Source organism: Pseudomonas sp. NPDC089741, from assembly GCF_044748825.1.
GTDB lineage: Bacteria > Pseudomonadota > Gammaproteobacteria > Pseudomonadales > Pseudomonadaceae > Aquipseudomonas > Aquipseudomonas helmanticensis.
In genome coordinates, this window is sequence record NZ_JBIVGT010000021.1 from 39,717 (window position 1) to 62,529 (window position 22,813).

Annotated in this window: 21 protein-coding genes, 1 tRNA gene and 1 pseudogene (1 of these 23 running past the window's edge); 8 read left to right on the forward strand and 15 right to left on the reverse strand. The window is 59.8% G+C overall.

The window, feature by feature from the left end; genetic code table 11:
• Positions 1-55, reverse strand: a tRNA-Val gene (locus tag ACIPZE_RS19270) (it extends 29 nt beyond the left edge of the window).
• 159 nt (positions 56-214) lie between these two features.
• On the opposite strand from ACIPZE_RS19270, the gene rdgC reads away from it, so the two are divergent.
• From rdgC to sugE, 3 genes and pseudogenes are all read left to right on the forward strand, one after another.
• Positions 215-1,135 (forward strand): recombination-associated protein RdgC, encoded by a 921-nt coding sequence (rdgC, locus tag ACIPZE_RS19275; RefSeq protein WP_007919763.1) that lies wholly within the window; start codon positions 215-217, stop codon positions 1,133-1,135.
• A 148-nt stretch (positions 1,136-1,283) separates the two neighbouring features.
• Positions 1,284-2,248, forward strand: a pseudogene (locus tag ACIPZE_RS19280) (bile acid:sodium symporter family protein).
• 119 nt (positions 2,249-2,367) lie between these two features.
• Positions 2,368-2,682: a quaternary ammonium compound efflux SMR transporter SugE gene (gene sugE, locus ACIPZE_RS19285; protein ID WP_122597317.1), complete on the forward strand. Its 315-nt coding sequence runs from the start codon at positions 2,368-2,370 to the stop codon at positions 2,680-2,682.
• Between the two features lie 97 nt (positions 2,683-2,779).
• Here sugE and ACIPZE_RS19290 read toward each other — a convergent pair whose 3' ends face one another.
• The 4 genes from ACIPZE_RS19290 to ACIPZE_RS19305 all read right to left on the reverse strand — a co-directional run bounded on the left by ACIPZE_RS19290 (position 2,780) and on the right by ACIPZE_RS19305 (position 7,558).
• A complete protein-coding gene (locus tag ACIPZE_RS19290) occupies positions 2,780-4,654 on the reverse strand; it encodes an MFS transporter (RefSeq protein ID WP_400774622.1) in 1,875 nt (624 codons plus the stop codon).
• A gap of 103 nt (positions 4,655-4,757) precedes the next feature.
• Complete coding sequence (locus ACIPZE_RS19295) at positions 4,758-5,909, reverse strand: TDT family transporter (protein WP_400774625.1); 1,152 nt, start codon at positions 5,907-5,909, stop codon at positions 4,758-4,760.
• A gap of 105 nt (positions 5,910-6,014) precedes the next feature.
• Positions 6,015-6,326, reverse strand: coding sequence for a cupin domain-containing protein (locus ACIPZE_RS19300; RefSeq protein ID WP_400774628.1), 312 nt, complete (start codon positions 6,324-6,326; stop codon positions 6,015-6,017).
• Between the two features lie 44 nt (positions 6,327-6,370).
• The gene (locus tag ACIPZE_RS19305; protein ID WP_400774631.1) at positions 6,371-7,558 is read right to left on the reverse strand and encodes an MFS transporter; all 1,188 of its coding nucleotides are present in this window, start codon (positions 7,556-7,558) and stop codon (positions 6,371-6,373) included.
• A gap of 91 nt (positions 7,559-7,649) precedes the next feature.
• On the opposite strand from ACIPZE_RS19305, the gene ACIPZE_RS19310 reads away from it, so the two are divergent.
• Entirely contained in the window at positions 7,650-8,192 is a 543-nt protein-coding gene (locus ACIPZE_RS19310; RefSeq protein WP_400774634.1) for a TetR/AcrR family transcriptional regulator, read from the forward strand.
• A gap of 263 nt (positions 8,193-8,455) precedes the next feature.
• Entirely contained in the window at positions 8,456-11,926 is a 3,471-nt protein-coding gene (locus tag ACIPZE_RS19315; RefSeq protein ID WP_283437189.1) for a PAS domain-containing hybrid sensor histidine kinase/response regulator, read from the forward strand.
• 78 nt (positions 11,927-12,004) lie between these two features.
• Here the strand turns inward: ACIPZE_RS19315 and rmuC are convergent, their stop codons facing one another.
• Both rmuC and ACIPZE_RS19325 read right to left on the reverse strand, forming a co-directional pair.
• Positions 12,005-13,369 (reverse strand): DNA recombination protein RmuC, encoded by a 1,365-nt coding sequence (gene rmuC, locus ACIPZE_RS19320; protein WP_164979466.1) that lies wholly within the window; start codon positions 13,367-13,369, stop codon positions 12,005-12,007.
• A 175-nt stretch (positions 13,370-13,544) separates the two neighbouring features.
• Complete coding sequence (locus ACIPZE_RS19325; protein ID WP_283437190.1) at positions 13,545-13,868, reverse strand: sel1 repeat family protein; 324 nt, start codon at positions 13,866-13,868, stop codon at positions 13,545-13,547.
• Between the two features lie 962 nt (positions 13,869-14,830).
• On the opposite strand from ACIPZE_RS19325, the gene ACIPZE_RS19330 reads away from it, so the two are divergent.
• The 3 genes from ACIPZE_RS19330 (at position 14,831) to ACIPZE_RS19340 (ending at position 17,229) form a co-directional block, all read left to right on the forward strand.
• Positions 14,831-15,055, forward strand: coding sequence for a hypothetical protein (locus tag ACIPZE_RS19330; RefSeq protein WP_003214941.1), 225 nt, complete (start codon positions 14,831-14,833; stop codon positions 15,053-15,055).
• A gap of 273 nt (positions 15,056-15,328) precedes the next feature.
• Complete coding sequence (locus ACIPZE_RS19335; protein WP_024012180.1) at positions 15,329-15,811, forward strand: hypothetical protein; 483 nt, start codon at positions 15,329-15,331, stop codon at positions 15,809-15,811.
• 146 nt (positions 15,812-15,957) lie between these two features.
• Entirely contained in the window at positions 15,958-17,229 is a 1,272-nt protein-coding gene (locus ACIPZE_RS19340; RefSeq protein ID WP_129391167.1) for an OmpP1/FadL family transporter, read from the forward strand.
• Between the two features lie 171 nt (positions 17,230-17,400).
• On the opposite strand, the gene ACIPZE_RS19345 is transcribed toward ACIPZE_RS19340, so the two are convergent.
• The 8 genes from ACIPZE_RS19345 to cobU all read right to left on the reverse strand — a co-directional run bounded on the left by ACIPZE_RS19345 (position 17,401) and on the right by cobU (position 22,806).
• Entirely contained in the window at positions 17,401-17,961 is a 561-nt protein-coding gene (locus tag ACIPZE_RS19345) for a glutathione peroxidase (protein WP_129391164.1), read from the reverse strand.
• Between the two features lie 54 nt (positions 17,962-18,015).
• Entirely contained in the window at positions 18,016-18,138 is a 123-nt protein-coding gene (locus tag ACIPZE_RS19350; protein WP_400774640.1) for a hypothetical protein, read from the reverse strand.
• Entirely contained in the window at positions 18,135-19,343 is a 1,209-nt protein-coding gene (locus tag ACIPZE_RS19355; RefSeq protein ID WP_283437191.1) for an MFS transporter, read from the reverse strand. The genes ACIPZE_RS19350 and ACIPZE_RS19355 overlap by 4 nt, the downstream gene beginning before the upstream one ends.
• Positions 19,344-19,396: 53 nt before the next feature.
• A complete protein-coding gene (locus ACIPZE_RS19360) occupies positions 19,397-19,801 on the reverse strand; it encodes a MarR family winged helix-turn-helix transcriptional regulator (RefSeq protein WP_129391158.1) in 405 nt (134 codons plus the stop codon).
• A gap of 126 nt (positions 19,802-19,927) precedes the next feature.
• Positions 19,928-20,659 carry an adenosylcobinamide-GDP ribazoletransferase gene (locus ACIPZE_RS19365; RefSeq protein WP_283437192.1) on the reverse strand — a complete coding sequence of 244 codons (732 nt, stop codon included), beginning with the start codon at positions 20,657-20,659 and terminating at the stop codon, positions 19,928-19,930.
• Between the two features lies 1 nt (position 20,660).
• Entirely contained in the window at positions 20,661-21,236 is a 576-nt protein-coding gene (cobC, locus tag ACIPZE_RS19370; protein ID WP_283437193.1) for an alpha-ribazole phosphatase family protein, read from the reverse strand.
• The gene (cobT, locus tag ACIPZE_RS19375; protein WP_283437194.1) at positions 21,233-22,288 is read right to left on the reverse strand and encodes a nicotinate-nucleotide--dimethylbenzimidazole phosphoribosyltransferase; all 1,056 of its coding nucleotides are present in this window, start codon (positions 22,286-22,288) and stop codon (positions 21,233-21,235) included. Before cobT ends, cobC begins: the two co-directional genes overlap by 4 nt.
• Positions 22,285-22,806 carry a bifunctional adenosylcobinamide kinase/adenosylcobinamide-phosphate guanylyltransferase gene (gene cobU, locus ACIPZE_RS19380; protein ID WP_400774645.1) on the reverse strand — a complete coding sequence of 174 codons (522 nt, stop codon included), beginning with the start codon at positions 22,804-22,806 and terminating at the stop codon, positions 22,285-22,287. Before cobU ends, cobT begins: the two co-directional genes overlap by 4 nt.
• Between the last annotated feature and the right edge of the window lie 7 nt (positions 22,807-22,813).

A 22,813-nucleotide genomic window follows, 5' to 3' on the forward strand; every position in this document is an offset into this window, starting at 1 on the left:
AACCGCCGACATTCTGCTTGTAAGGCAGACGCTCTCCCAGCTGAGCTAATCACCCTTCGCTTCGGTGTGGCGCGCATTCTACGGAGCGACCCAACCTCTGGCAAGCACTTTTTTAAATAATTTTCTCAGGCCTTCCAAAGGCTTAGAGAAGGGTTGGCCTATCAAGCGGCGAAGACAATAATGCCCCCCTTTGTATAAAGGAGAGACTCACCCCATGTGGTTCAAAAACCTGCTTATCTATCGCCTGACCCAAGACCTGCCTGTCGATGCCGAGGCGCTGGAAACTGCACTGGCCACCAAACTGGCGCGTCCATGTGCAAGCCAGGAGTTGACCACCTACGGTTTCGTCGCGCCGTTCGGCAAAGGCGAAGATGCTCCACTGGTGCACGTCAGCGGTGACTTCCTGCTGATTTCCGCGCGTAAAGAAGAACGCATTCTGCCGGGCAGCGTCGTGCGTGACGCGGTCAAGGAAAAGGTCGAAGAGATCGAAGCCGAGCAGATGCGCAAGGTCTATAAGAAGGAACGCGATCAGATCAAGGATGAAATCATCCAGGCCTTCCTCCCGCGCGCCTTCATCCGTCGCTCGTCGACCTTCGCCGCCATCGCGCCGAAACAGGGTCTGATCCTGGTCAACTCGGCCAGCCCGAAACGCGCCGAAGACCTGCTGTCGACCCTGCGTGAAGTGATCGGCACCCTGCCCGTCCGTCCACTGACCGTGAAAATGTCGCCAACCGCGACCATGACCGAATGGGTCACCACGCAAAAAGCTGCTGACGACTTCTATGTACTGGACGAGTGCGAACTGCGCGACACCCACGAAGACGGCGGCATCGTCCGTTGCAAGCGTCAGGACCTGACCAGCGAAGAAATCCAGCTGCACCTGAGCACTGGCAAAGTCGTCACGCAGTTGTCGCTGGCCTGGCAGGACAAGTTGTCGTTCATGCTCGACGACAAGATGACCGTCAAGCGTCTGAAGTTCGAAGATCTGTTGCAGGATCAGGCGGAACAGGACGGCGGTGATGAGGCTCTGGGGCAACTGGATGCCAGCTTCACCCTGATGATGCTGACGTTCGGCGACTTCCTGCCGGCGCTGGTTGAAGCGTTGGGTGGGGAAGAGACTCCGCAGGGGATCTAAACCCTTGTGATGTCCAAACTGTAGGAGTGAGCCTGCTCGCGATGAGGGACTGACATTCAACACCACTGTTGACTGAACGACCGCCATCGCGAGCAGGCTCACTCCTACATTTGTTTTGTGGTGTTGATTTAATAATAAGGACCAAGCCATGCGCGCACTGGCTGCACTCAGCCGCTTTGTCGGCAATACCTTCGCTTACTGGGTTCTGATTTTCGCCGTATTGGCGTTCATGCAACCAGCGTGGTTCCTCGGCCTCAAAGGCGCCATCGTGCCGCTGCTTGGCCTGGTGATGTTCGGCATGGGCCTGACCCTCAAACTCGACGACTTCGCTGCTGTCGCGCGCCATCCATGGCGTGTGGCGCTGGGCGTGGTTGCCCATTTCGTGATCATGCCCGGCGTGGCGTGGTTGCTTTGCCAGGTGTTTCATCTGCCGGCGGAAATCGCCGTCGGGGTGATTCTGGTTGGCTGCTGCCCGAGCGGCACCTCTTCCAATGTGATGACCTGGCTGGCGCGCGGCGATCTGGCGCTGTCGGTCGCCATCGCCGCCGTCACCACCCTCCTCGCGCCACTGCTGACTCCGGCGCTGATCTGGCTCTTGGCTTCGGCGTGGTTGCCGGTGTCGTTCATGGAGCTGTTCTGGTCGATCCTGCAAGTGGTGTTGTTGCCGATCATTCTCGGCGTGGTTGCCCACGCCTGCTCGGTGACAAGGTTCGTCATGCCGTGGATGTGTTGCCGCTGGTGTCGGTGGTCAGCATCGTGATTATCGTCACTGCCGTGGTCGCCGCCAGTCAGGCGAAAATCGCCGAATCCGGCCTGTTGATCATGGCCGTGGTGATGCTGCACAACAGCTTCGGGTACTTGCTGGGTTACTTCACCGGTCGGCTGTTCAAGCTGCCGCTGGCGCAACGCAAATCACTGGCACTGGAAGTCGGCATGCAGAACTCGGGATTGGGCGCCGCATTGGCCAGCGCACACTTCTCGCCACTGGCGGCGGTACCGAGTGCGTTGTTCAGTGTTTGGCACAATATTTCCGGGGCGCTGCTCTCGACCTATTTCCGCCGCATGAGCGAGAAGGAAGACCGTGAGGCCTTGGCGCAACAAACCACCGACTGACCTGCAAACTTGATCCGCGGATTAATGCTCGTCACACTATTGCGCAACGCGGGGACGACCCTGCGGCTCGATCGAGTCATTAATCTGGGGACGACCCCGTCAATCGATGGAGGTCTCTCATGTCCTGGATCATTCTGTTTTTCGCCGGCCTGTTCGAAGTCGGCTGGGCCGTCGGCCTGAAATACACCGACGGCTTCACCCGCCCGTTACCTACCGTTTTGACCATTGCGGCCATGGCCATCAGCCTTGGCCTGCTCGGCCTGGCGATGAAGGAATTGCCGCTGGGCACGGCGTACGCGATCTGGACCGGCGTCGGTGCCGTGGGCACGGTGATTGCCGGGATCATTTTGTTTGGCGAGTCGATGGCGTTGATTCGATTGGCCAGCGTGGCGTTGATCATCACCGGGTTGATCGGCCTCAAGGTCAGCGCCTAGGCCTCTACCGCTATCGCGAGCAGGCTCACTCCTACAGGGGAACGCGTTTAAAATGTAGGAGTGAGCCTGCTCGCGATGAGGCCCACACAGTCGTCGACTATCTGACTGCCCCACGCAATTCGCCAACCAACGCCTGCAACTTCGCCGGCTCAGCCGCGCCAACATCCACCGCAGATCCCGCCACCAACGTCACCCGCGACCACAACCGGTGAAACAAGCCCTTGCTCGGATCGCGACTGAAAAAACTCCCCCACAACCCCTGCAACGCCAGCGGAATCACCGGCACCGGGGTCTCTTCGAGAATCCGCGTCAGCCCGCCCTTGAACTCGTTCATCTCGCCATCAGCGGTCAACTTGCCTTCCGGGAAGATGCACACCAGCTCACCGTCCTTCAGGTATTGAGCAATCCGCGTGAAGGCCTTTTCGTAGATCTGGATGTCTTCCTGGCGTCCCGCGATAGGAATCGTCCCCGCCGTGCGGAAGATAAAGTTCAGCACCGGCAGGTTGTAGATCTTGTAGTACATGACAAAACGAATCGGCCTACGCACCGCGCCGCCAATCAGCAAGGCGTCGACGAACGACACGTGGTTGCACACCAGCAGTGCCGCGCCTTCGTCAGGAATCGCGTCAAGGTTGCGATGTTCGACGCGGTACATGGAATGGCTGAGCAGCCAGATCATGAAACGCATGCTGAACTCGGGAACGATCTTGAAGATGTAGGCGTTAACGCCAATGTTCAGCAGCGAAACCACGAGGAACAGTTGCGGGATCGACAGCTTGACCACACTCAGCAACACGATCGAAACAATCGCCGAGACCACCATAAACAGCGCGTTGAGAATGTTGTTGGCCGCGATCACTCGTGCCCGCTCTTTTTCGGCGGTGCGCGACTGGATCAGCGCGTACAGCGGCACAATATAGAAACCACCGAAAATGCCGAGGCCAAGGATGTCGATCAGCACCGCCCAGGTGTGCACGAAGCCCAGCACCTCAATCCAGCTATGCCCGGTGACACTCTCGGGAATTCCACCGGAATGCCACCACAACAGCAAGCCAAACACGGTCAGACCAAACGAGCCAAACGGCACCAGACCGATCTCGACCTTACGCCCGGAAAGCTTCTCGCACAGCATCGAACCGAGCGCGATACCGACCGAGAACACCGTCAGGATCAGGGTGACCACGGTCTCATCGCCGTGCATCCATTCCTTGGCGTAGGCCGGAATCTGCGTCAGGTAGATCGCCCCGACGAACCAGAACCACGAGTTGCCGACAATCGAACGCGACACCGCCGGAGTCTGGCCCAGACCGAGTTTCAGCGTCGCCCAGGACTGGCTGAAGATGTTCCAGTCCAGGCGCATTTCCGGCGACGCGGCGGCGGCACGAGGAATGCTGCGGCTGGCCAGATAACCCAGCACCGCAATGCCGACAATCGCGGTCGAGACCAGCGGCGCGTAATGACTCGAGGACATGATCACCCCGGCGCCGATGGTGCCGGCGAGAATCGCCAGAAACGTGCCCATCTCCACCAGACCGTTGCCGCCGACCAGTTCATCCTCGCGCAATGCCTGCGGCAGGATCGAATACTTCACCGGCCCGAACAACGCCGAGTGCGTACCCATGGCAAACAGCGCCACCAGCATCAGTGATAGATGATCGAACAGAAAACCGACGGCTCCTACAGCCATGATCGCGATTTCCCCGAGCTTGATCAGCCGGATCAGCGCGTCCTTGGCGAATTTTTCCCCGAACTGCCCGGCCAGCGCCGAGAACAGGAAGAACGGCAGGATAAATAACAGTGCGCACAGGTTGACCCAGATAGACCGGTCACCTTCGATGGTCAGCCGATAAAGAATGGCCAGGATCAGCGATTGCTTGAACACGTTGTCGTTGAACGCGCCGAGCGACTGGGTAATGAAGAACGGCAAAAAGCGCCGGGTGCGCAGCAGGTTGAACTGTGAGGGGTGACTCATCTTCCGTGTTTTCCTGATTTTTTGAATAGGTAGAGAGGCCTGGGTACTTGCTATTGGAATCTCGAACCGCGATCCAGGCCACACCTTACCTAAACTTTTCAGGTTATTTCTTCAAACCTGCAATGCACGGCGAGACAAACAGTTCGCCGCGCCACGCGCCTTGCAGGGTTCGTTTGCCGACGATCAGCCACATCACTGCGAGCAAGGTCACCAGCGCCGTGCCGAAAACACTGAAAAACGTCAGGTTGAGAACGCTCGCCAGCTTCAGGGTCGCCAGAGAATACACGCCTAACGGGAACGTGAAGCCCCACCAGCCGAGGTTGAACGGAATGCCGTCACGCAGGTAGCGCACGGTGATCAGCAACGCCATCAGCATCCACCACAGACCGAACCCCCACAGGGTAATGCCGGCCACCAGGCCCAGACCCGAGGCGATTTCGCCAATGCCCGGCAAACCGTTCGCAGCAAATATCGCCGGTGCATCACCGCCCAGCAGCAACATGCCCAGCGCACCGGTACCGATCGGGCCGAGCGCCAGCCAGCTCGACGCGGCCATGTTTTCATGCGGCAGCTTGTGCAAGGCCATACGCAGCAACAGAATCGTCAGAATGCTGAACGCCACAGGTAGGGAAAACGCCCAAAGCACGTAGCTTGTCGTCAGCACCACCAGTTGCGAATGGACGTCCGTCAGGTGCGGTGCGAGCAAGCCACCGCTGGCCGCCGCCACTTCCGCCGCCACCACCGGCAACAGCCAGACGGCGGTCATCTGATCGATGCTGTGTTCCTGACGGGTAAACATCATGTAGGGAATCAGCACGCCGCAAGCCAACGACATCGCCACATCAATCCACCACAACACTTCGGCGAGATGAATGACACCGTCCCCCCAGCGCGACAGACCGAACAGCAAAAAGCCGTTGATGATGGTCGCCAGTCCCATGGGGATGGTGCCGAAGAACATCGACACAGTGGAATGCCCGAAAATTCGCCGCGCTTCGTCGAAGAACAGAATCCAGCGTGCCGCATAGGCCACGGTAAACACTGCAAACAACAGGATGTTGAACAGCCACAGCCCTTCAGCCACGGCGTGCATGCCGGGAATGGCCAACGGCAGTTGCGCCAGTGCCAGGGCCAGCACGCCGGTACCCATGGTCGCGGCGAACCAGTTCGGCGTGAATTGGCGGATCACTTCACGCGGATGCTGAAGTTGGCTGAACGGCTTGATGCCGGGTTTGGCGCTGTTGGGGCAAGTCATCATGAACTCCTGTCCTCGGGTGAGGTTGAGTCCATGGTAGAACCGAATCGAATATCTATATAACGGGTAATATCTCTAACTGTTATCTGTTCTGTAGATATACGTTCAAACGCTGCCTTCGCTTTCGATCACCAGAATCCGCGCCGCACCTTGTGGATGGGCAACATGCTCGGTGCCGACCGAGGCATAGAAGATGTCGCCAACGTCGAGCTGCACCTGTTTTTCTTCGCCGTTTTCGCGGTAATGCATTTGCACCTGACCATCGAGCACGACAAACACTTCCTCGCCATCGTTGACGTGCCATTTGTACGGCTGATCGGTCCAGTGCAGGCGCGTGGTGATGCCGTTCATGTTGGCGATGTCCAACGCGCCCCAGGCGCGGTCGGCGGTGAAGCTCTTGCTGCGAATAATCTTCATGAGTCGATCCGTGAGAAGAATGGCGAAGCAAGGCTAACCGAAACTCATGAAGCGCTGCACACCTTGACGGCTTTGGCGCGCAGGCTGAGCAACAACGCAACCACCGCCAAAACGATCAGCACGGCGCCGTAACCATCGGTGGTCGCCAGTAAACCGTAGGTGCGAGCCAGGTAACCGGCGAGCAACGCCGGCAGGCAGAACGCCAGATAACTGAGCACGTAATACGCCGACATCAGACCCGCCCGCTCATGCGCCAAGGCCAGTGGCACCAGGCTGCGCACGGCGCCGAGGAAACCTGCACCGAAGCCGCAACCGGCGACCAGTGTGCCGAGGAAAAACAGCGAAAGGCTGGCGCTGTGCACGCCGAGCAGAATCAGTACCAGGCCGATCGGCAACAAACTCGCGCCCAGCCGCAATGCTTGGCGGGCACTGCGATTGCGCAGGGTGAAGATCATCAGCGCACCGGTCACGGTCAACGCCGCCACGGTCGCGCCGCCGATCAGGTTGGACGTCGAACCGGTGGCCGTGCGCACCAATGACGGTGCCAGCGAAGCGTAAAAACCGCCGAGCGCCCAGGTCGCCGTGTTCAGCGGCAGCACTTGCCACAAGGTTGAGCGCGCTTGAGTCGGCACATGCAGCGTTGGCTTTAACGACGCCCAGGCCCCGGATTGCGGCGAGACACTCTCCGGCAAGCGCCAAACGTAAATCCCCTGCAACACAAACAATCCAAGCAACAACCAATAGGTCAACTGCAACGGCGCCGGAGCAAATTCGGCGAGCAATCCGCAACCCATGCCACCCAGCGCCATTCCCAGCAAAGGGGCGACGCTGTTGATCAACGGCCCTTGCTGCCGATCAGTGTCGAGCAGCGTCGCACTCAACACCGCCGTGGCCATGCCGGTGGCGAAACCTTGCAGCACGCGAGCGCTGATCAGCCAGGCGACACTGTCGGCGTAGATGAACAGCAACATCGCCAGCGCATTGAGCACAACGGCGCTGAAGATCACTGGTTTGCGCCCGACGTGGTCGGACAGCGAGCCCACGGTTAATAGCGCCGCCAGCAGACTCAAGGCATAGACGCCGAAAATCAGGGTCAGCACCGCTGCCGAGAAGTGCAGTTGATCCTGATACAGGTGATACAACGGCGTCGGCGCGGTGGACGCGGCGAGAAAGCTGAGTAAGGTGATCGCCAGAAACCACAGGCTGGATCGGTTGGACGCAAGGCTGGTCATGGGCACACTCCGCAAAAGCTAATTTTTTGCTTTTGCGGAGTGTGCTACCGCCTTGCGCTTAAAGCAAATTCTTTGTGTTAAGGTCTGGCGCATGGCTATTAAGGAAGGTTTACGCCCGGGCGGTCGCAGTGCCAGGGTGCAAGAGTCGATTCATTCGGCCGTCCGCGCGCTTCTGCATGAGCAGGAGCGCTCAACCGTGACCGTGCCGCAAATTGCCGCGCGCGCGGGGGTTACACCATCGACGATTTATCGGCGCTGGGGTGATCTCGCGGCATTGCTGGCCGACGTCGCCCTCGCGCGCATGCGCCCCGACAGCGAGCCGGCGCAAACCGGCAGCCTGCGCAGCGATATCCGCGCGTGGGCGGAACAGTATCTCGACGAAATGAGCTCCGAGCCCGGGCGCAACATGATGCGCGACGTGCAGGCGAGCGCTACGCCGGGGTACTGCGTGACGATCATTGCTGCGCAGTTGCAGACGATCATTGCGCGGCATCCGGATGAAACCGCGCCGAGTGTCGATCGGCTGATCAACCTGGTGGTGGCGCCGGTGGTGTTCCGGATTCTGTTTGCGGCGTCGGCACTTGAAGTGGAAGAACTGCACTATCTGATCGATATCGCACTGAATCAGCACTGACGCCGATCCCATGTAGGAGCTGCGGCACGCTGCGATCTTTTGATCTTGATTTCAAAGACCAAAAGATCAAAAGATCAAAAGATCAAAAGATCAAAAGATCGCAGCGTGCCGCAGCTCCTACGGTTCAACGCAGAACCAACCGGTTTCACAGCTGCGACACCCCGCCACGCCACGACCTTGGTCGACACTGACTAACCGCCCCGCGCATGCGAGACTGTCCGCCCGGGCAGGAGTGCCGGGAAGTCTTCTGTCGGGAGTGTTGCATGTCGTTGTCCAGCGGGCTGATCGCCGCCGTCGCCCTGGCCTATATGGCCATCATGTTCGCCATCGCCTTCTACGGCGACCGTCGCAGCACGCCGTTGCCGCCGCGCATGCGTGCCTGGGTGTACAGCCTGTCGCTGGCGGTTTACTGCACCAGCTGGACGTTCTTCGGTGCGGTCGGCCAAGCGGCTGAACAACTGTGGTCATTCCTGCCGATTTACCTCGGGCCGATCCTGCTGTTGGTGGGTGCGCCGTGGGTCCTGCAAAAAATGGTGATGATCAGCAAACAGGAGAACATCACCTCCATCGCTGACTTCATCGCCGCACGCTACGGCAAATCGCAATCGCTGGCCGTGGTCGTCGCGCTGATCTGTCTGGTCGGCGTCCTCCCCTACATCGCCTTGCAACTCAAAGGCATCGTCCTCGGGGTGAACCTGTTGATCGGCGCCGGTGCCGACGCCATGGGCACGCGCGCCCAAGACACCGCGCTGATCGTGTCGCTGGTGCTGGCGCTGTTCACCATTGTCTTCGGTACGCGCAACCTCGACGCCACCGAGCACCACCGTGGCATGGTGCTGGCGATTGCCTTTGAGTCGCTGGTCAAACTGTTCGCGTTTCTCGCCGTCGGCGCCTTCGTCACCTATGGCCTGTATGACGGTTTCGACGATCTGTTCAATCAAGCGATGCTCGCGCCGCGCCTTGAGGAATACTGGAAAGAAACCATCAATTGGCCGTCGATGGTGGTGCAGACCGGCGTGGCGATGATGGCGATCATCTGCCTGCCCCGGCAATTCCACGTCACCGTGGTGGAGAACATCGATCCGCAGGACCTGCGTCTGGCCAAATGGGTGTTTCCGGCGTATCTGGCGTTGGCCGCGCTGTTTGTCGTGCCGATCGCTTTGGCCGGTCAGATGTTGCTGCCCAGCGATGTGTTGCCTGACTCGTTCGTGATCAGCCTGCCGCTCGCGCAAGCGCATCCGGCGCTGGCGATGCTGGCGTTTATCGGCGGTGCATCGGCGGCCACCGGCATGGTGATCGTCGCCAGCGTCGCGTTGTCGACCATGGTCTCCAACGACATGCTGTTGCCGTGGCTGCTGCGGCGCAACAATGCCGAGCGCCCGTTCGAAGTGTTCCGCCAGTGGATGCTCTCGGTGCGCCGCGTGAGCATCGTGGTGATTCTGCTGCTGGCGTATGTCAGCTACCGCTTGCTCGGCTCGACGGCCAGCCTGGCGACCATCGGCCAGATCGCCTTTGCGGCGGTCACCCAATTGGCACCGGCAATGCTCGGCGCGCTGTACTGGAAACAGGCCAACCGCCGTGGCGTGTTTGCCGGTCTCGCTGCCGGTACGTTCCTGTGGTTTTACACGCTGATTCTGCCGATCGCCGCGCACAGCCTTGGCTGGTCGCTGAGCAGTTTCCCTGGCCTCGCATGGCTGCACAGCAATCCGCTGAACCTGCCGATCACCCCGCTGACCCAAGGTGTGGTGCTGTCGCTGGCGGGTAACTTCACGCTGTTTGCGTGGGTCTCGGTGTTGTCGCGTACGCGGGTGTCCGAGCACTGGCAGGCCGGGCGCTTCATCGGTCAGGAGATCAGCGCGCGGCCTAGTGCTCGCTCGATGCTCGCGGTACAGATCGACGATCTGCTGCAACTGGCGGCACGTTTTGTCGGTGAAGAACGCGCGCGCCAGAGCTTCATTCGTTTCGCTTATCGCCAAGGCAAAGGCTTCAACCCGAACCAGAACGCTGACGGCGAATGGATCGCCCACACCGAACGCTTGCTCGCCGGTGTGCTTGGCGCGTCGTCGACCCGCGCGGTGGTGAAAGCCGCCATCGAAGGTCGGGAAATGCAGTTGGAGGACGTCGTGCGCATCGCCGACGAAGCCTCGGAAGTGCTGCAATTCAATCGCGCCTTGCTGCAAGGCGCGATCGAGAACATCACCCAAGGCATCAGCGTGGTCGACCAGTCGCTGAAACTGGTGGCGTGGAACCGGCGTTATCTCGAGCTGTTCAATTATCCCGATGGGTTGATCAGCGTTGGCCGGCCGATTGCCGACATCATCCGCTACAACGCCGAACGCGGTTTGTGCGGCCCAGGCGAAGCGGAAGTTCACGTCGCTCGCCGCCTGCACTGGATGCGCCAGGGCCGTGCGCACACCTCGGAACGGCTGTTCCCCAACGGCCGGGTGATCGAGTTGATCGGCAACCCGATGCCCGGCGGCGGTTTCGTCATGAGTTTCACTGACATCACCGCGTTCCGCGAGGCCGAACAGGCACTGACTGAAGCCAACGAAGGCCTCGAGCAACGCGTCAGCGAACGCACGCAGGAGCTGTCGCAACTTAACGTCGCGCTGACCGAAGCCAAGGGCACTGCCGAGGCCGCGAACCAATCTAAAACCCGCTTCCTCGCGGCAGTCAGTCATGACTTGATGCAACCGCTGAACGCTGCCCGGCTGTTCTCCGCTGCCCTCTCCCATCAGGACGATGGCTTGAGCAGCGAAGCGCAGAAACTGGTGCAACACCTCGACAGTTCGCTGCGTTCGGCAGAAGACCTGATAAGCGATCTGCTGGACATCTCGCGCCTGGAAAACGGCAAGATCAACCCGGATCGCAAGCCGTTTGCGCTCAATGAGCTGTTCGACATTCTCGGCGCCGAATTCAAAGCGCTGGCGCAGGAGCAAGGCTTGAACTTTCGCGTGCGTAGCAGCCATATGCGCATCGACAGCGACAGCAAATTGCTCCGGCGGATTTTGCAGAACTTCCTGACCAACGCATTCCGCTACGCCAAAGGCCCGGTGCTGCTCGGCGTACGGCGACGCGGGGGAGAATTGTCGCTGGAAGTGTGGGATCGCGGGCCGGGTATTCCGGAAGACAAGCTGCAAGTGATTTTCGAAGAATTCAAACGTCTCGACAGTCATCAGACCCGTGCCGAGAAAGGTCTCGGGCTGGGCCTGGCGATTGCCGATGGTCTGTGTCGCGTGCTCGGCCACACGCTGCGTGTGCGTTCATGGCCGGGGCGCGGCAGTGTGTTCAGCGTCAGCGTGCCATTGGCGTCAACGCAAGCCGTGCCGGCGAGTGCCACAGTCGAGTTGAATGGCAAGTTGCACAGCGGCGCGCGGGTGCTGTGCATCGACAATGAAGACAGCATTTTGATTGGCATGAACAGTTTGTTGAGTCGTTGGGGTTGCCAGGTATGGACGGCGCGCAATCGCGAAGAATGCGCGGCATTGCTCAGCGATGGCGTGCGCCCGCAGTTGGCGCTGGTCGACTATCACCTGGATCACGGCGACACCGGCACCGAGCTGATGGCGTGGTTGCGCACGAGTCTCGGCGAGCCGGTACCGGGTGTGGTGATCAGTGCGGATGGGCGACCGGAGACTGTCGCGCAGGTGCATGCGGCGGGGCTGGATTATCTGGCGAAACCGGTGAAACCGGCGGCGTTGCGGGCATTGTTGAGTCGGTATGTGCCGCTTTAGAAGCAAAAGATCGCAGCCTGCGGCAGCTCCTACCTGGATCCCATGTAGGAGCTGCCGCAGGCTGCGATCTTTTGATCTTTATTCAGGCAACTCCACCAACCCGTCGACATCAGTCATCGCCCGCTCCAGCAGATCCGCCGGCAAGCTCTTGCTCGCCCGCGCGCCGAGCAGTTTCAGCTGTTCGCTGCGGCTGACCAGGTTGCCGCGCCCTTCAGTGAGTTTGTTGCGCGCGGAACTGTAGGCCTTGTCCAACTGTTGCAGGCGATTGCCGACCTCGTCCAGGTCCTGAATGAACAGCACGAACTTGTCGTACAGCCAACCGGCGCGTTCGGCAATTTCCCGGGCGTTCTGGCTTTGGCGCTCCTGCTTCCACAGGCTGTCGATGACGCGCAAGGTCGCCAGCAAGGTGGTCGGACTGACGATCACGATGTTGCGATCGAAGGCTTCCTGGAACAGTGTCGGTTCGGCCTGCAAGGCGGCAGAAAATGCCGCTTCGATCGGCACGAACAGCAAGACGAAATCGAGGCTGTGCAGCCCTTCCAGACGTTTGTAATCCTTGCCGGCCAAGCCTTTGACGTGGTTGCGCAGCGACAGCACATGCTGCTTGATCGCGATCTGCCCGAGCGCGTCGTCGTCGGCGGCCACGTATTGCTGATACGCGGTGAGGCTGACCTTGGAATCGACCACTACCTGCTTGTCGCCCGGCAGATAGATAACCACGTCAGGCTGGAAGCGTTCGCCGTCCGGCCCCTTCAGATTGACCTGGGTCTGGTACTCGCGGCCCTTCTCCAGACCGGCGTGCTCAAGCACTCGTTCGAGAATCAGCTCGCCCCAGTTGCCCTGGGTCTTCTGGCCTTTCAGCGCGCGCGTCAGGTTGGTTGCTTCATCGCTCAGGCGCAGGTTCAGCGCCTGCAAACGCTCCAGCTCCTTGGCCAGTGAGAAGCGCTCGCGAGCTTCGGCCTGATAGCTTTCTTCCACGCGTTTTTCGAAGGACTGAATGCGTTCTTTCAATGGATCGAGCAACTGGCCGAGACGTTGCTGGCTGGTTTCGGCAAAACGTTGCTCACGTTCATCGAAGATCTTTCCGGCCAGTTCAGCGAACTGCGCACGCAGCTCATCACGCGAGCCCTGTAGATCATCGAGGCGTTGCTGATGACTTTCCTGTTGCTCGCGCAGTTCGGCATTCAACGAGGCAGCCTGTGCGTCGAGGCGGCGCAGTTCGGCCTCCTTGTTGGCACGTTCGAGGTTCCAGGCGTGGGAGGCGTCGCGGGCATCGTCACGCTCGATTTGCAGCAGTTCGACTTCCCGGCGCAAGGCCGCGAGGTCAGCCTGCTTGGCGGCGTTGGCCTGGCCAAGATCGGCAATCTCGTCGCGGCTGGCTTCAAGCTGAGCGTTGAGGCCGTCCTGCGCCAGTTGCGCCATGGCCAGGCGCTCTTCGAGCAAGGCGACCTCGGCCTGACCGTTACTCGTCCGGCGTTGCAGCTGCCAGGCCAGTGCCAGCAACGGCAACCCTGCCGCTGCGAGACCGAGCAATACGCTGGTCAAGTCCATCGCCATAGCCATTCCCGCCGATCCGATAAAGCCTGAAGGTTAACCAAGGTGTCAGAACTTGCACAGCTCAGTCTTCGATGAGCCCCAGTTCCTGCTGTGCGCGAAGGTCGCCAGCACGGGCAGCCTGACGCAGCAGGTCGTGGCCGATGCGGCGATCCCGGGCATTCCCGCACTCACGGCACATCAACTGACCGAGACGGCTCTGCGCGACGACCACGCCTTCGCGCGCTGGTTGCTTCAACAAACGCCCGGCGAGATGCTTGGCATTGAGGCTGTCGACCAGGCGCGGACTGTCGAGCAGCCATTCGGCTACACGCACGGAAAATCGCTTGGGGGAGGTAACACGAGGGAGTTCTGGGGTAACAGAGTCTGATACTGAGCGAAACTTCATAAAACACTGTGGGACAGATCGGAAGGCGCGCCACTCTACTCTCTTTTTCTTACAGGTAAAGTCGAACAACAACCCGGCACGCCCGTCCTAGAGCAAGCGCTCGGGACAATCCACAGAAGCTGTGGATAACTCAGTGGACAACCTTGCTGCAACCCTCGCAAAGCCTTGTGGAATGGGGCTCGCAGTCAAACTGACGATTTTTTCACCAACAAAAAAAAGCCTTTTTTTTCATTGACTTAAACTTTTGATACAGGCAGCCATCGGGGTCAGGATTGATATGACAGCGCCGTGACAGTGCGCGCAACTAATGTGCACAAGTACCTGTTACCCGGTTATAACGCTGCGCTTTTTCGGGTCGTTGCGGCACTCGGACTGGGGATAAAGCGCTCTGGCGAGGCCTTTGATGAATTTTTCTTCACCGACCAACGGTCGAAATGTGAGCCAACAAGGGGCATTGCCGCGCAGGCAAAAGCAGATTGCATCGGCGTGTGCAATGTTTTTTCACTTCGGGTTTGCATTGCTCAAGTCGATCCGTTAGTATCCGCGGCGTTAGTACCAAGCTGAAAGTCAATTCCGGTCGAACACATCCCCACGGTCAGCCTTCTTCCAAGAAGCCCCTACCGAACAAGCGGGAGCGACCCCTCGATGGTTTCCAGGTAAATCTTGCGACGACACTGCCTTTGAATGATGCAAAGGGTGTTGCGAAGACCACTTACTCTGACCGAACCAACCTGCAAATTGATCAGGATCTTCACCCCGGGCCCAGAACCTTTGCCCTTGATGTGTTGCCTGCCCTCCTAAGTACCTACCTGCCAGCCCAAGCGCGCCAACTTATCAGCGCTTCAAACTGGCTGCTTTGTTCCAGTCGGGTTCTTCGTTCGATCAATGGTGATCGTCGTCACTGGAACGTTTTAACGTTGCACGGTTCTTATCCGTGTCATTTGTAGGAACACCTAATAACTATGTCTACTCAAATCCATACTCAGGATGCCATTCGCACCCTAACCAATGCTTTTGCTCCAATGAACTGCCTGATCATGGCCGCTCGCAAAGGCTGCTTCAGCTTCACCCTGGTCAACGAGCACGGTATCGCCCGCCACAGCGAGCGTCTGTACCCGGATCAATACTCCAGCGCCGAACCGCTGCAGGCTGTGATCGACCGTACCCGTCAGGCACTGGTTGCCTGAAAGCCGAAAAGGCTGCAAAAGCAAAAGCCTCGCACAAAATGCGGGGCTTTTTATTGCCCGATGTTTCACTTTTAGCCCTGGCCGCCTAAGCACCTTCCGATATAACGGTTATAACTCGAAGCCGGAAATATTTTAAAAACAGGCCTTTACGTTGTGAATATGACACTACACTTCAACTCAAGCGGCGTGATCCGCTTGCGGCGAGTCTGAACCGATCCACCGCTGCCAAGGCCCCTTCAGGACTCGCCATCAATAACAAGAACCGAGGGTGTTATGGGTATCGCTGCCAGCGAACTGTGCCGCTACGTGATCCGTCCCACACTGATTTATCTGGGACGTCACTGTGCAACCGCCGAATCCCTGTTGCTGGGCATCGCCGCCAGCCAGTCCGCCCTCGGTTCCGCTCTGCATGACCGCCGTGGCCACGGCCTCTACCGCATTGCCGAGCATCGCCATCAAGCCCTTTGGGATGATTACCTGGCGCTTGATCCGGAACGCGCCAGCCTGGTTCGCGGCCTGGCCAGCCAGCATGCTTTTCTGAGTGGCCCACACCTGGAATTGACCGTAAATCTGCGTTACGCCACTGCCATTGCCTGGCTGCTGGTAGAAGAGCAAAACCCCACCCTCCCCGCCCCGACCGATTTGCTCGGCATGGCGCGAATCTGGCGCCAGACTTTTCAGCCTCAGGGTCGCCTGCGTGACTTCACTTACGCCTGGCAAACCTGTGTTTCACCGTTGAATCAGGTCGCTTGCTGACTCACCCGTTTCAGAAGATCTTCCAACAGGTCGCGAATCTGGTCGGATTGTCCTACAAAACCGCTCTAACTCAAGCCATACGGACTATAGCGCTGGGACGAAAATGTTGGTAATTTTCGCCCCGGTGATCACCAGGAGTTCTAATAATGAAAAAAGTCATGCTCAAAACCACCCTTAGCCTCGCCGTTACCATGGCATCCACGCAGATTTTCGCAGCTGGCTTTGCCATCAACGAACACAGCATTAGCGGGATGGGGACGGGTTACGCCGGGCGATCTTCTTCTGCCGACGACGCAAGCACTGTTTATGGCAACCCTGCCGGCATGTCGCGCATCACGCGTGAACAAGTCACTGGCGGTGTTGCATTCCTCGACGCAAAAACCGATATCAGCGACGCCAGCTCCAGCCCTAACGGCGGCAGCAACAAAGGCGACATGGTGCCCTTCACCTCCGTACCTATGGGCTTCTACGTCAAACCGATCGATGATCACTGGGCCTTCGGTCTCGGCGTTTACGTGCCGTTCGGTCTGATTACCGATTACGAAAACGGCTTTGCCGGCCGTTACTTCGGCAGCAAGTCCGAAGTACAAGTGATCACCTTCCAGCCAACCGTGAGCTACAAGTTCAACGACGTCGTGTCGATCGGTTTCGGCCCGACCATCAACCGCATCGACGGTACCCTGGAATCGAACCTGTCGATCACTCAGGCAGCACCGGACGGCAAGGTCAAGATCAAGGGTGACGACACCGCGCTGGGCTACAACATCGGCGTGCTGGTTCAAGCCACCGACACTACCCGTCTGGGCCTGACCTATCACTCGAAAGTCGACTACAAGCTCGAAGGCAACACCAAGGTCAACTACGGCGCACTGGCCGCAGTCGGTCTGGGTTCCAGCCAGAAGTACGACGCTTCGTTGAAGATCACTACGCCTGAATCCCTGGACTTCTCTGTGACCCAGGCAATCAACGACCAGTGGAACGTCTATGCCGGTTCGACCTTCACCCGTTGGAGCCAGCTGAAGAAAATCACCGTCGAGAACTCGGGCGTGCAGCCGCTGCTGGCCGGTCAGTTCGGCGAGATCACCGAAGACCAGAACTGGCACGACTCCTGGGCTTACGCCGTGGGTACTTCGTATCAGTTGAACAAGGAATGGGTACTGCGTACCGGTCTGACTTTCGACCAGTCGCCGACCAACAACGTCGACCGTTCGCCACGTATCCCGACTGGCGACCGTACGATCTTCAGCATCGGTGCCGGCTGGAGCCCGACCGAAGACCTGACCATCGACGTCGCTTACTCGTACCTGAAGGAAGAGTCGGTGAAGATCCACAACGAAAACGATCGTGGCCAGACCTACGACGCCAAGTATGAAAACTCGGCAAACGGTTTCGGTGTCGGCGCGACCTACCGCTTCTGATGCTGCACGGCGAGGCTGATCCCTCGCCCACAAAAAAGCCCCGCCTCTGCAAAGAGAGCGGGGCTTTTTTGTACCTGAAATCCGTGTAGGAGCTGCGGCACGCTGCGATCTTTTGATTTTAAAAACAGGATCAAAAGATCGCAGCGTGCCGCAGCTCCTACACGGATCGGGTCATGGCTTGAGGGGTTTCGAGGCGATGGCTTTTTCGATCGCGGCGATGAATTCCGGATCGTCAGGCTTGGTCAGGCTGGAAAAATTGGCGATGACTTTACCTTGGCGATCGACCACGTATTTGTAGAAATTCCACTTCGGCGCGCTGCTCTGCGCGGCGAGCACTTGAAACAGGTGGGTGGCGTCGTCACCACGGACTTTCTGCGGCTCGGTCATGGCGAATGTCACGCCATAGTTGGCATAGCAGACCTTGGCGGTCTCGGCGCTGTCCTTGGACTCTTGCTTGAAGTCATTGGAAGGCACGCCGAGCATTTGCAGCCCTTGCGACTCGTAGCGCTTATGCAGCGCTTCAAGCCCTTCGAACTGCGGGGCAAACCCGCAAAAGCTCGCGGTATTCACCACCACCAAGGGCTTGTCGGCGTACTGCTGACACAGATCGATGGATTCCTTGGCCCGCAATTTTGGCAGCGAGCCTTGCAACAATTCCGGGCAATCGGCGGCCTGGGCCAGGCCAGTCAGCGCCATCAGCAACGCGGGAACAGCACACCAGCGCATCAGCATGTCGAACTTCCTTGAGCAGTCGTCAGGCTTCGACGTTACTCGCCACGCCTGCTTCTAGCAAATGCTCATGCCCAACTGCATCAACGCCAGACCACCCTGATGCCAGCCCCACCACACCAGCGCCAGCAATGCGGCGCCGAGTGCGGCGAGGACGAAACGCGGCCAGAATCGACTCATGCGGCGCTCGCAGCGGCTTGCAGGCGGGCGACCGGACGTTCGCGCACCGGCCAGTTCAAAGCGGCCGCCAACAGGCTGAGAAGGACTGCCACTTGCCAGATCAAGTCATAACTCCCGGTACGGTCGTAAACCACCCCGCCCAACCAGCCGCCGAGGAACGAACCCAGCTGATGGAACAGGAACACGATACCGCCGAGCATGGACAGATTACGCACGCCAAACAAGGTCGCCACCGTACCGTTGGTCAACGGCACCGTCGACAGCCACAAAAAGCCCATGGCCATGCCGAACAGATAAGCCGAGGTGGTCGTCACCGGTAGCCACAGGAACAGCACGATCACCACCGCGCGCAACAGATACAGCGCAGTGAGCAAACGCGGTTTCGACATGCGCCCGCCGAGCCAGCCAGCGGTGTAAGTGCCGAAGATGTTGAACAGGCCGATCAGCGCCAGCACCGTAGTGCCGACGGAAGCCGGCAGATGCTGATCGACCAGATACGCCGGCAGATGCACACCAATGAATACCACCTGAAAACCGCAGACGAAAAAGCCGAACGCCAGCAACCAGAAACCCGAATGCGAGCAAGCCTCACGCAGCGCCTCGGTCAGAGTTTGTTCATGGCCGAGCACCGGCAGCGGTTTGTCCTTGAGCATGCTCACCAACGGCACGATCAGCGCCACCAGCAAACCCAACACCAACAACGCCGCTGACCAGCCGAGCCAGCCGATCAGCCCCAGCGTGCCCGGCAACATGGCGAATTGACCGAACGAGCCGGCAGCGCTGGCAATGCCCATGCCCATGCTGCGTTTCTCTGGCGGCACCGCGCGCCCGACCACGCCGAGGATTACCGAGAACGACGTCCCGGACAAGCCAATACCGATCAGCAAACCGGCGCTCAATGACAGCGTCACCGCCGAATCAGACAGCCCCATGCACACCAGACCTGCCGCATAGAGCACCCCACCAACGAGCACCACTTTCGCGGCGCCGAAACGGTCAGCCAGTGCGCCGGTGAACGGCTGCGCCAGGCCCCAGATCAGGTTCTGCAGGGCGATGGCGAAAGCGAACACCTCGCGGCCCCAGCCGAATTGCGCGCTCATCGGTGACAGGAATAAACCGAAACCGTGCCGCACGCCCAATGACAACGCGAGGATCAGCGCACTTCCGACCAACACCCAACCGCACGTACGCCACATCGATGTCATTATTGTTCTCCGCTTGCGGGTATATACCCGCTTGAGTTTGGAAAAAACCGGCCTCAGGCCAGTTCATCCAGCAATTTGAGCAAGGTTTCACGCTTCTCGGCACCCAGTCGATCAATCAATCGCTGCTGCGCCGCTTCCCAGGCCGGCAGCGCATCTGCCAAGCGTTGTGCACCGGTTTCGGTGAGCCGGACGATGCGGTTACGCATGTCTTCGCCCTCGGCCAGCGCCACCAGCCCTTCGCCTTCCAGCACGCGCAGATTGCGCCCGAGGGTACTGCGATCCAGGCCCATGGCCTCAGCAAGTTCGGAAATGCTCGGCTGATCCAGACGCTGTAGATTGCACAGCAGAGAATACTGGGCAACGTTGATCCCGAAGCCGTCGAGAGCGCCGTCGTAATGCCTGCTGACGCCACGAGCGGCGCGACGCAGGTTAGTGCACAAACACTGAGATGGAAGCATGATGCGTGTATATACCCGCGACTGTGTTAAATCAAGTTACAGATGAAAAAGATCGCAGCCTTCGGCAGCTCCTACAGGTTTACGCGAACCGATGTAGGAACTGCCGAAGGCTGCGATCTTTTGATTCTAAATCAGCACAACACCAACCAACACCACCATCTCCAGCAATTCCAGCAACGCCCCTGCCGTATCGCCGGTCGTCCCACCCAGTCGCCGCATCATCACCCGCCGCAGCCAGACAAACACACCGATCGAAACCACCAACGCAACGACTGCACTGAACCCGGCGATCAACACGCAAGCCAGCCCACTCAAGCCCAGCACCCACCACCCGGCCTTGCGCGGCAGATGATCCGCCAGCGCCTGCCCCAACCCGCCGGCGCGCACATACGGCGTGGTCAGAAACAACCCCAACAAAGCCGCCCGCCCCAGCAACGGCACGATGAGCAGGACAATCCCATGCCCTTGCTCGATCAACGCCAGCAGCGCGGCAAACTTCAGCAGCAACACCAGCACCAGCGTGACCACCGCAATCGGCCCGCTGCGCGGATCCTTCATGATCGTCAGCGTGCGCTCGCGATCACCGAAACCGCCGAGCCAGGCATCGGCGCTGTCGGCCAGGCCATCGAGGTGCAACGCGCCGCTGAGTAACACCCACACCGTCAACAGCAGTGCTGCATGCAGCAACAACGGCGCGCCGGCAAGCAGCAGATTCAACGCCCAGAGGATCACCCCAAACAGCAAACCCACCAGCGGATAAAACAGCAGCGAGCGCCCTAGCTGTTCCGGCTCAGGCATGCCCGGCAACCGAATCGGCAAGCTGCTGAGAAATTGCAGGGCGATCCACAGCGGCAACATGTCAGCGACCTTCCTTGAGTGAACCATCGACCTCGACCGTCAGCGCAAACAACGCGCCATGCCCGACCTCGACATTGAGCAATTGCTCACGCGGCAACCCACGCGCTTGCGCCAGCAACAAACGCATCACACCGCCGTGACTGATCAGCAAAATGCGCTGACCGGCGTAGGCGCTGTGCAACCGTGCAACTGCCTCCAGCACCCGCGCGGAAAAATCACTGACCGGCTCACCCTGCGGCGGTGTAAACGCATACGGATCGGCCCAGAACAGGCCCAACGCCTCGGCATCGGTCGCCATCAACGCCGCCGCGCTCTGCCCTTCCCACGCGCCGAAATGCAGCTCTTGCAGATCCTTGTCGAGCTGCACCGGCAAATTCAGCTGCTCACCCAGCTCAGCGGCAAACCGCGCGCAACGCTGCAACGGCGAGCTGACCAGACGATCCCAAGGCCCGCCCTCGACCACCGCTGCACGCATCTGCGCCCAGCCGTTCTCGGTGAGCGCATCGTCGAGACTGCCGCGCAATCCGCCACCGAGTTCAGTCTCACCGTGGCGCAGCAGATCCAGATGCAATGTCATGCCGGACGATCCGCAACTGCCGCTTCGGCGAACGTCGCCATTTGCCCGTGCAGGTCGCACGCCAGACGCAACAATGGCACCGCCAACGCCGCACCACTGCCCTCGCCCAGACGCAGGCCAAGCTCCAGCAACGGCTCAGCACCGAGCGCTTCGAGTACGTGACGATGGCCCGGCTCGGCGCCACGATGCCCGAACAACAGCCACTCGCGACACGCAGGATTGAGACGCACCGCGACCAGCGCGGCGACCGTGCAGATAAAGCCGTCGACCAACACCGCAACGCCTTCCTGCGCGCAGGCCAGATAGGCACCGACCAGCGCCGCGATTTCGAAACCGCCAAGGTTGAACAACGTCTGCAACGCATCACCACGTTGCGCCGCGTGCAAGGCCAATGCGCGCTCGATGACTTGCGCTTTGTGGCTGACGCCTTCCGCGTTCAAACCTGTGCCCGGGCCGGTCAGATGCATCACCGGACAATCGAGCAAGGCGCAGGCCAGCGCACTGGCCGCGGTGGTATTGCCGATACCCATTTCGCCGCCGATGAACAACTGAGCGCCAGCCGCTTTCGCGCGCAGCACGCTGTCACGCCCAGCCTGCAAAGCAAGTTCGCCCTGAGCCTGAGTCATCGCCGCGCCCAACACGAGATTCGCCGTGCCCGGGCCAATGTTCAAGTGACGCACACCCGGCAGATTCAGCGACGGCGTCACGGTGCCTAGATCGACCACTTCGAGCTGCGCACCCAGTTGACGCGCGAGCACACTGATCGCTGCCCCGCCGCTGACAAAGTTCAGCAGCATCTGCCCGGTGACTTCCTGCGGGAACGCCGAAACCCCTTCGGCGACCACCCCGTGATCGCCGGCAAAAATCGCGATCCAGACCTGCGCCAACGTCGGTTTGACCTGCCCTTGCAGCCCGGCCAGTTGCACCGCCACCGATTCCAGGCGACCCAGCGAGCCGGCCGGTTTGGTCAGTTGCTGCTGCCGCGCCGCCGCTTGTGCAAGCACCTCGGCATGCAGCGGTTGGCACGAGTTCAGCCACCACGATTGAGTCATAACGCAGGTCCTTTCAAAGTCAGGGGCAAGCCGGCAACCGTCAGCACCACACGCTGACAGCGCTCGGCCAGAGCTTGATGCAGCCAACCGGCTTCATCGACGTAGCGGCGAGTCAATTCGCCCAGCGGCACGACACCCATTCCGGTCTCGTTGCTGACAAAAATGATTTCACCCGGCAGCGCGGCCAGGCATTCGAGCAGGGATTCACGCTCGGCGGCGAGACGCTCGGCGTCATCGAGCATCAGCAGGTTGGTCAGCCACAGCGTCAGACAATCGACCAGCAGGCAACGCTCGGCGCTGGCGTGTTCGCGCAGGACGCGGGCCAGTTCCAATGGTTCTTCGATGAGCGTCCATTCGGCTGGGCGACGGGCGCGGTGATGGGCGACACGGTCGCTCATCTCGCCATCGAGTGGTTGGCTGGTGGCGATGTAGGTGACCGCAAGATTACTGTCGCTGGCGAGATTTTCGGCCAGACGACTTTTGCCGGAGCGGGCGCCGCCGAGGATCAGTTGGAGCATGGGGACA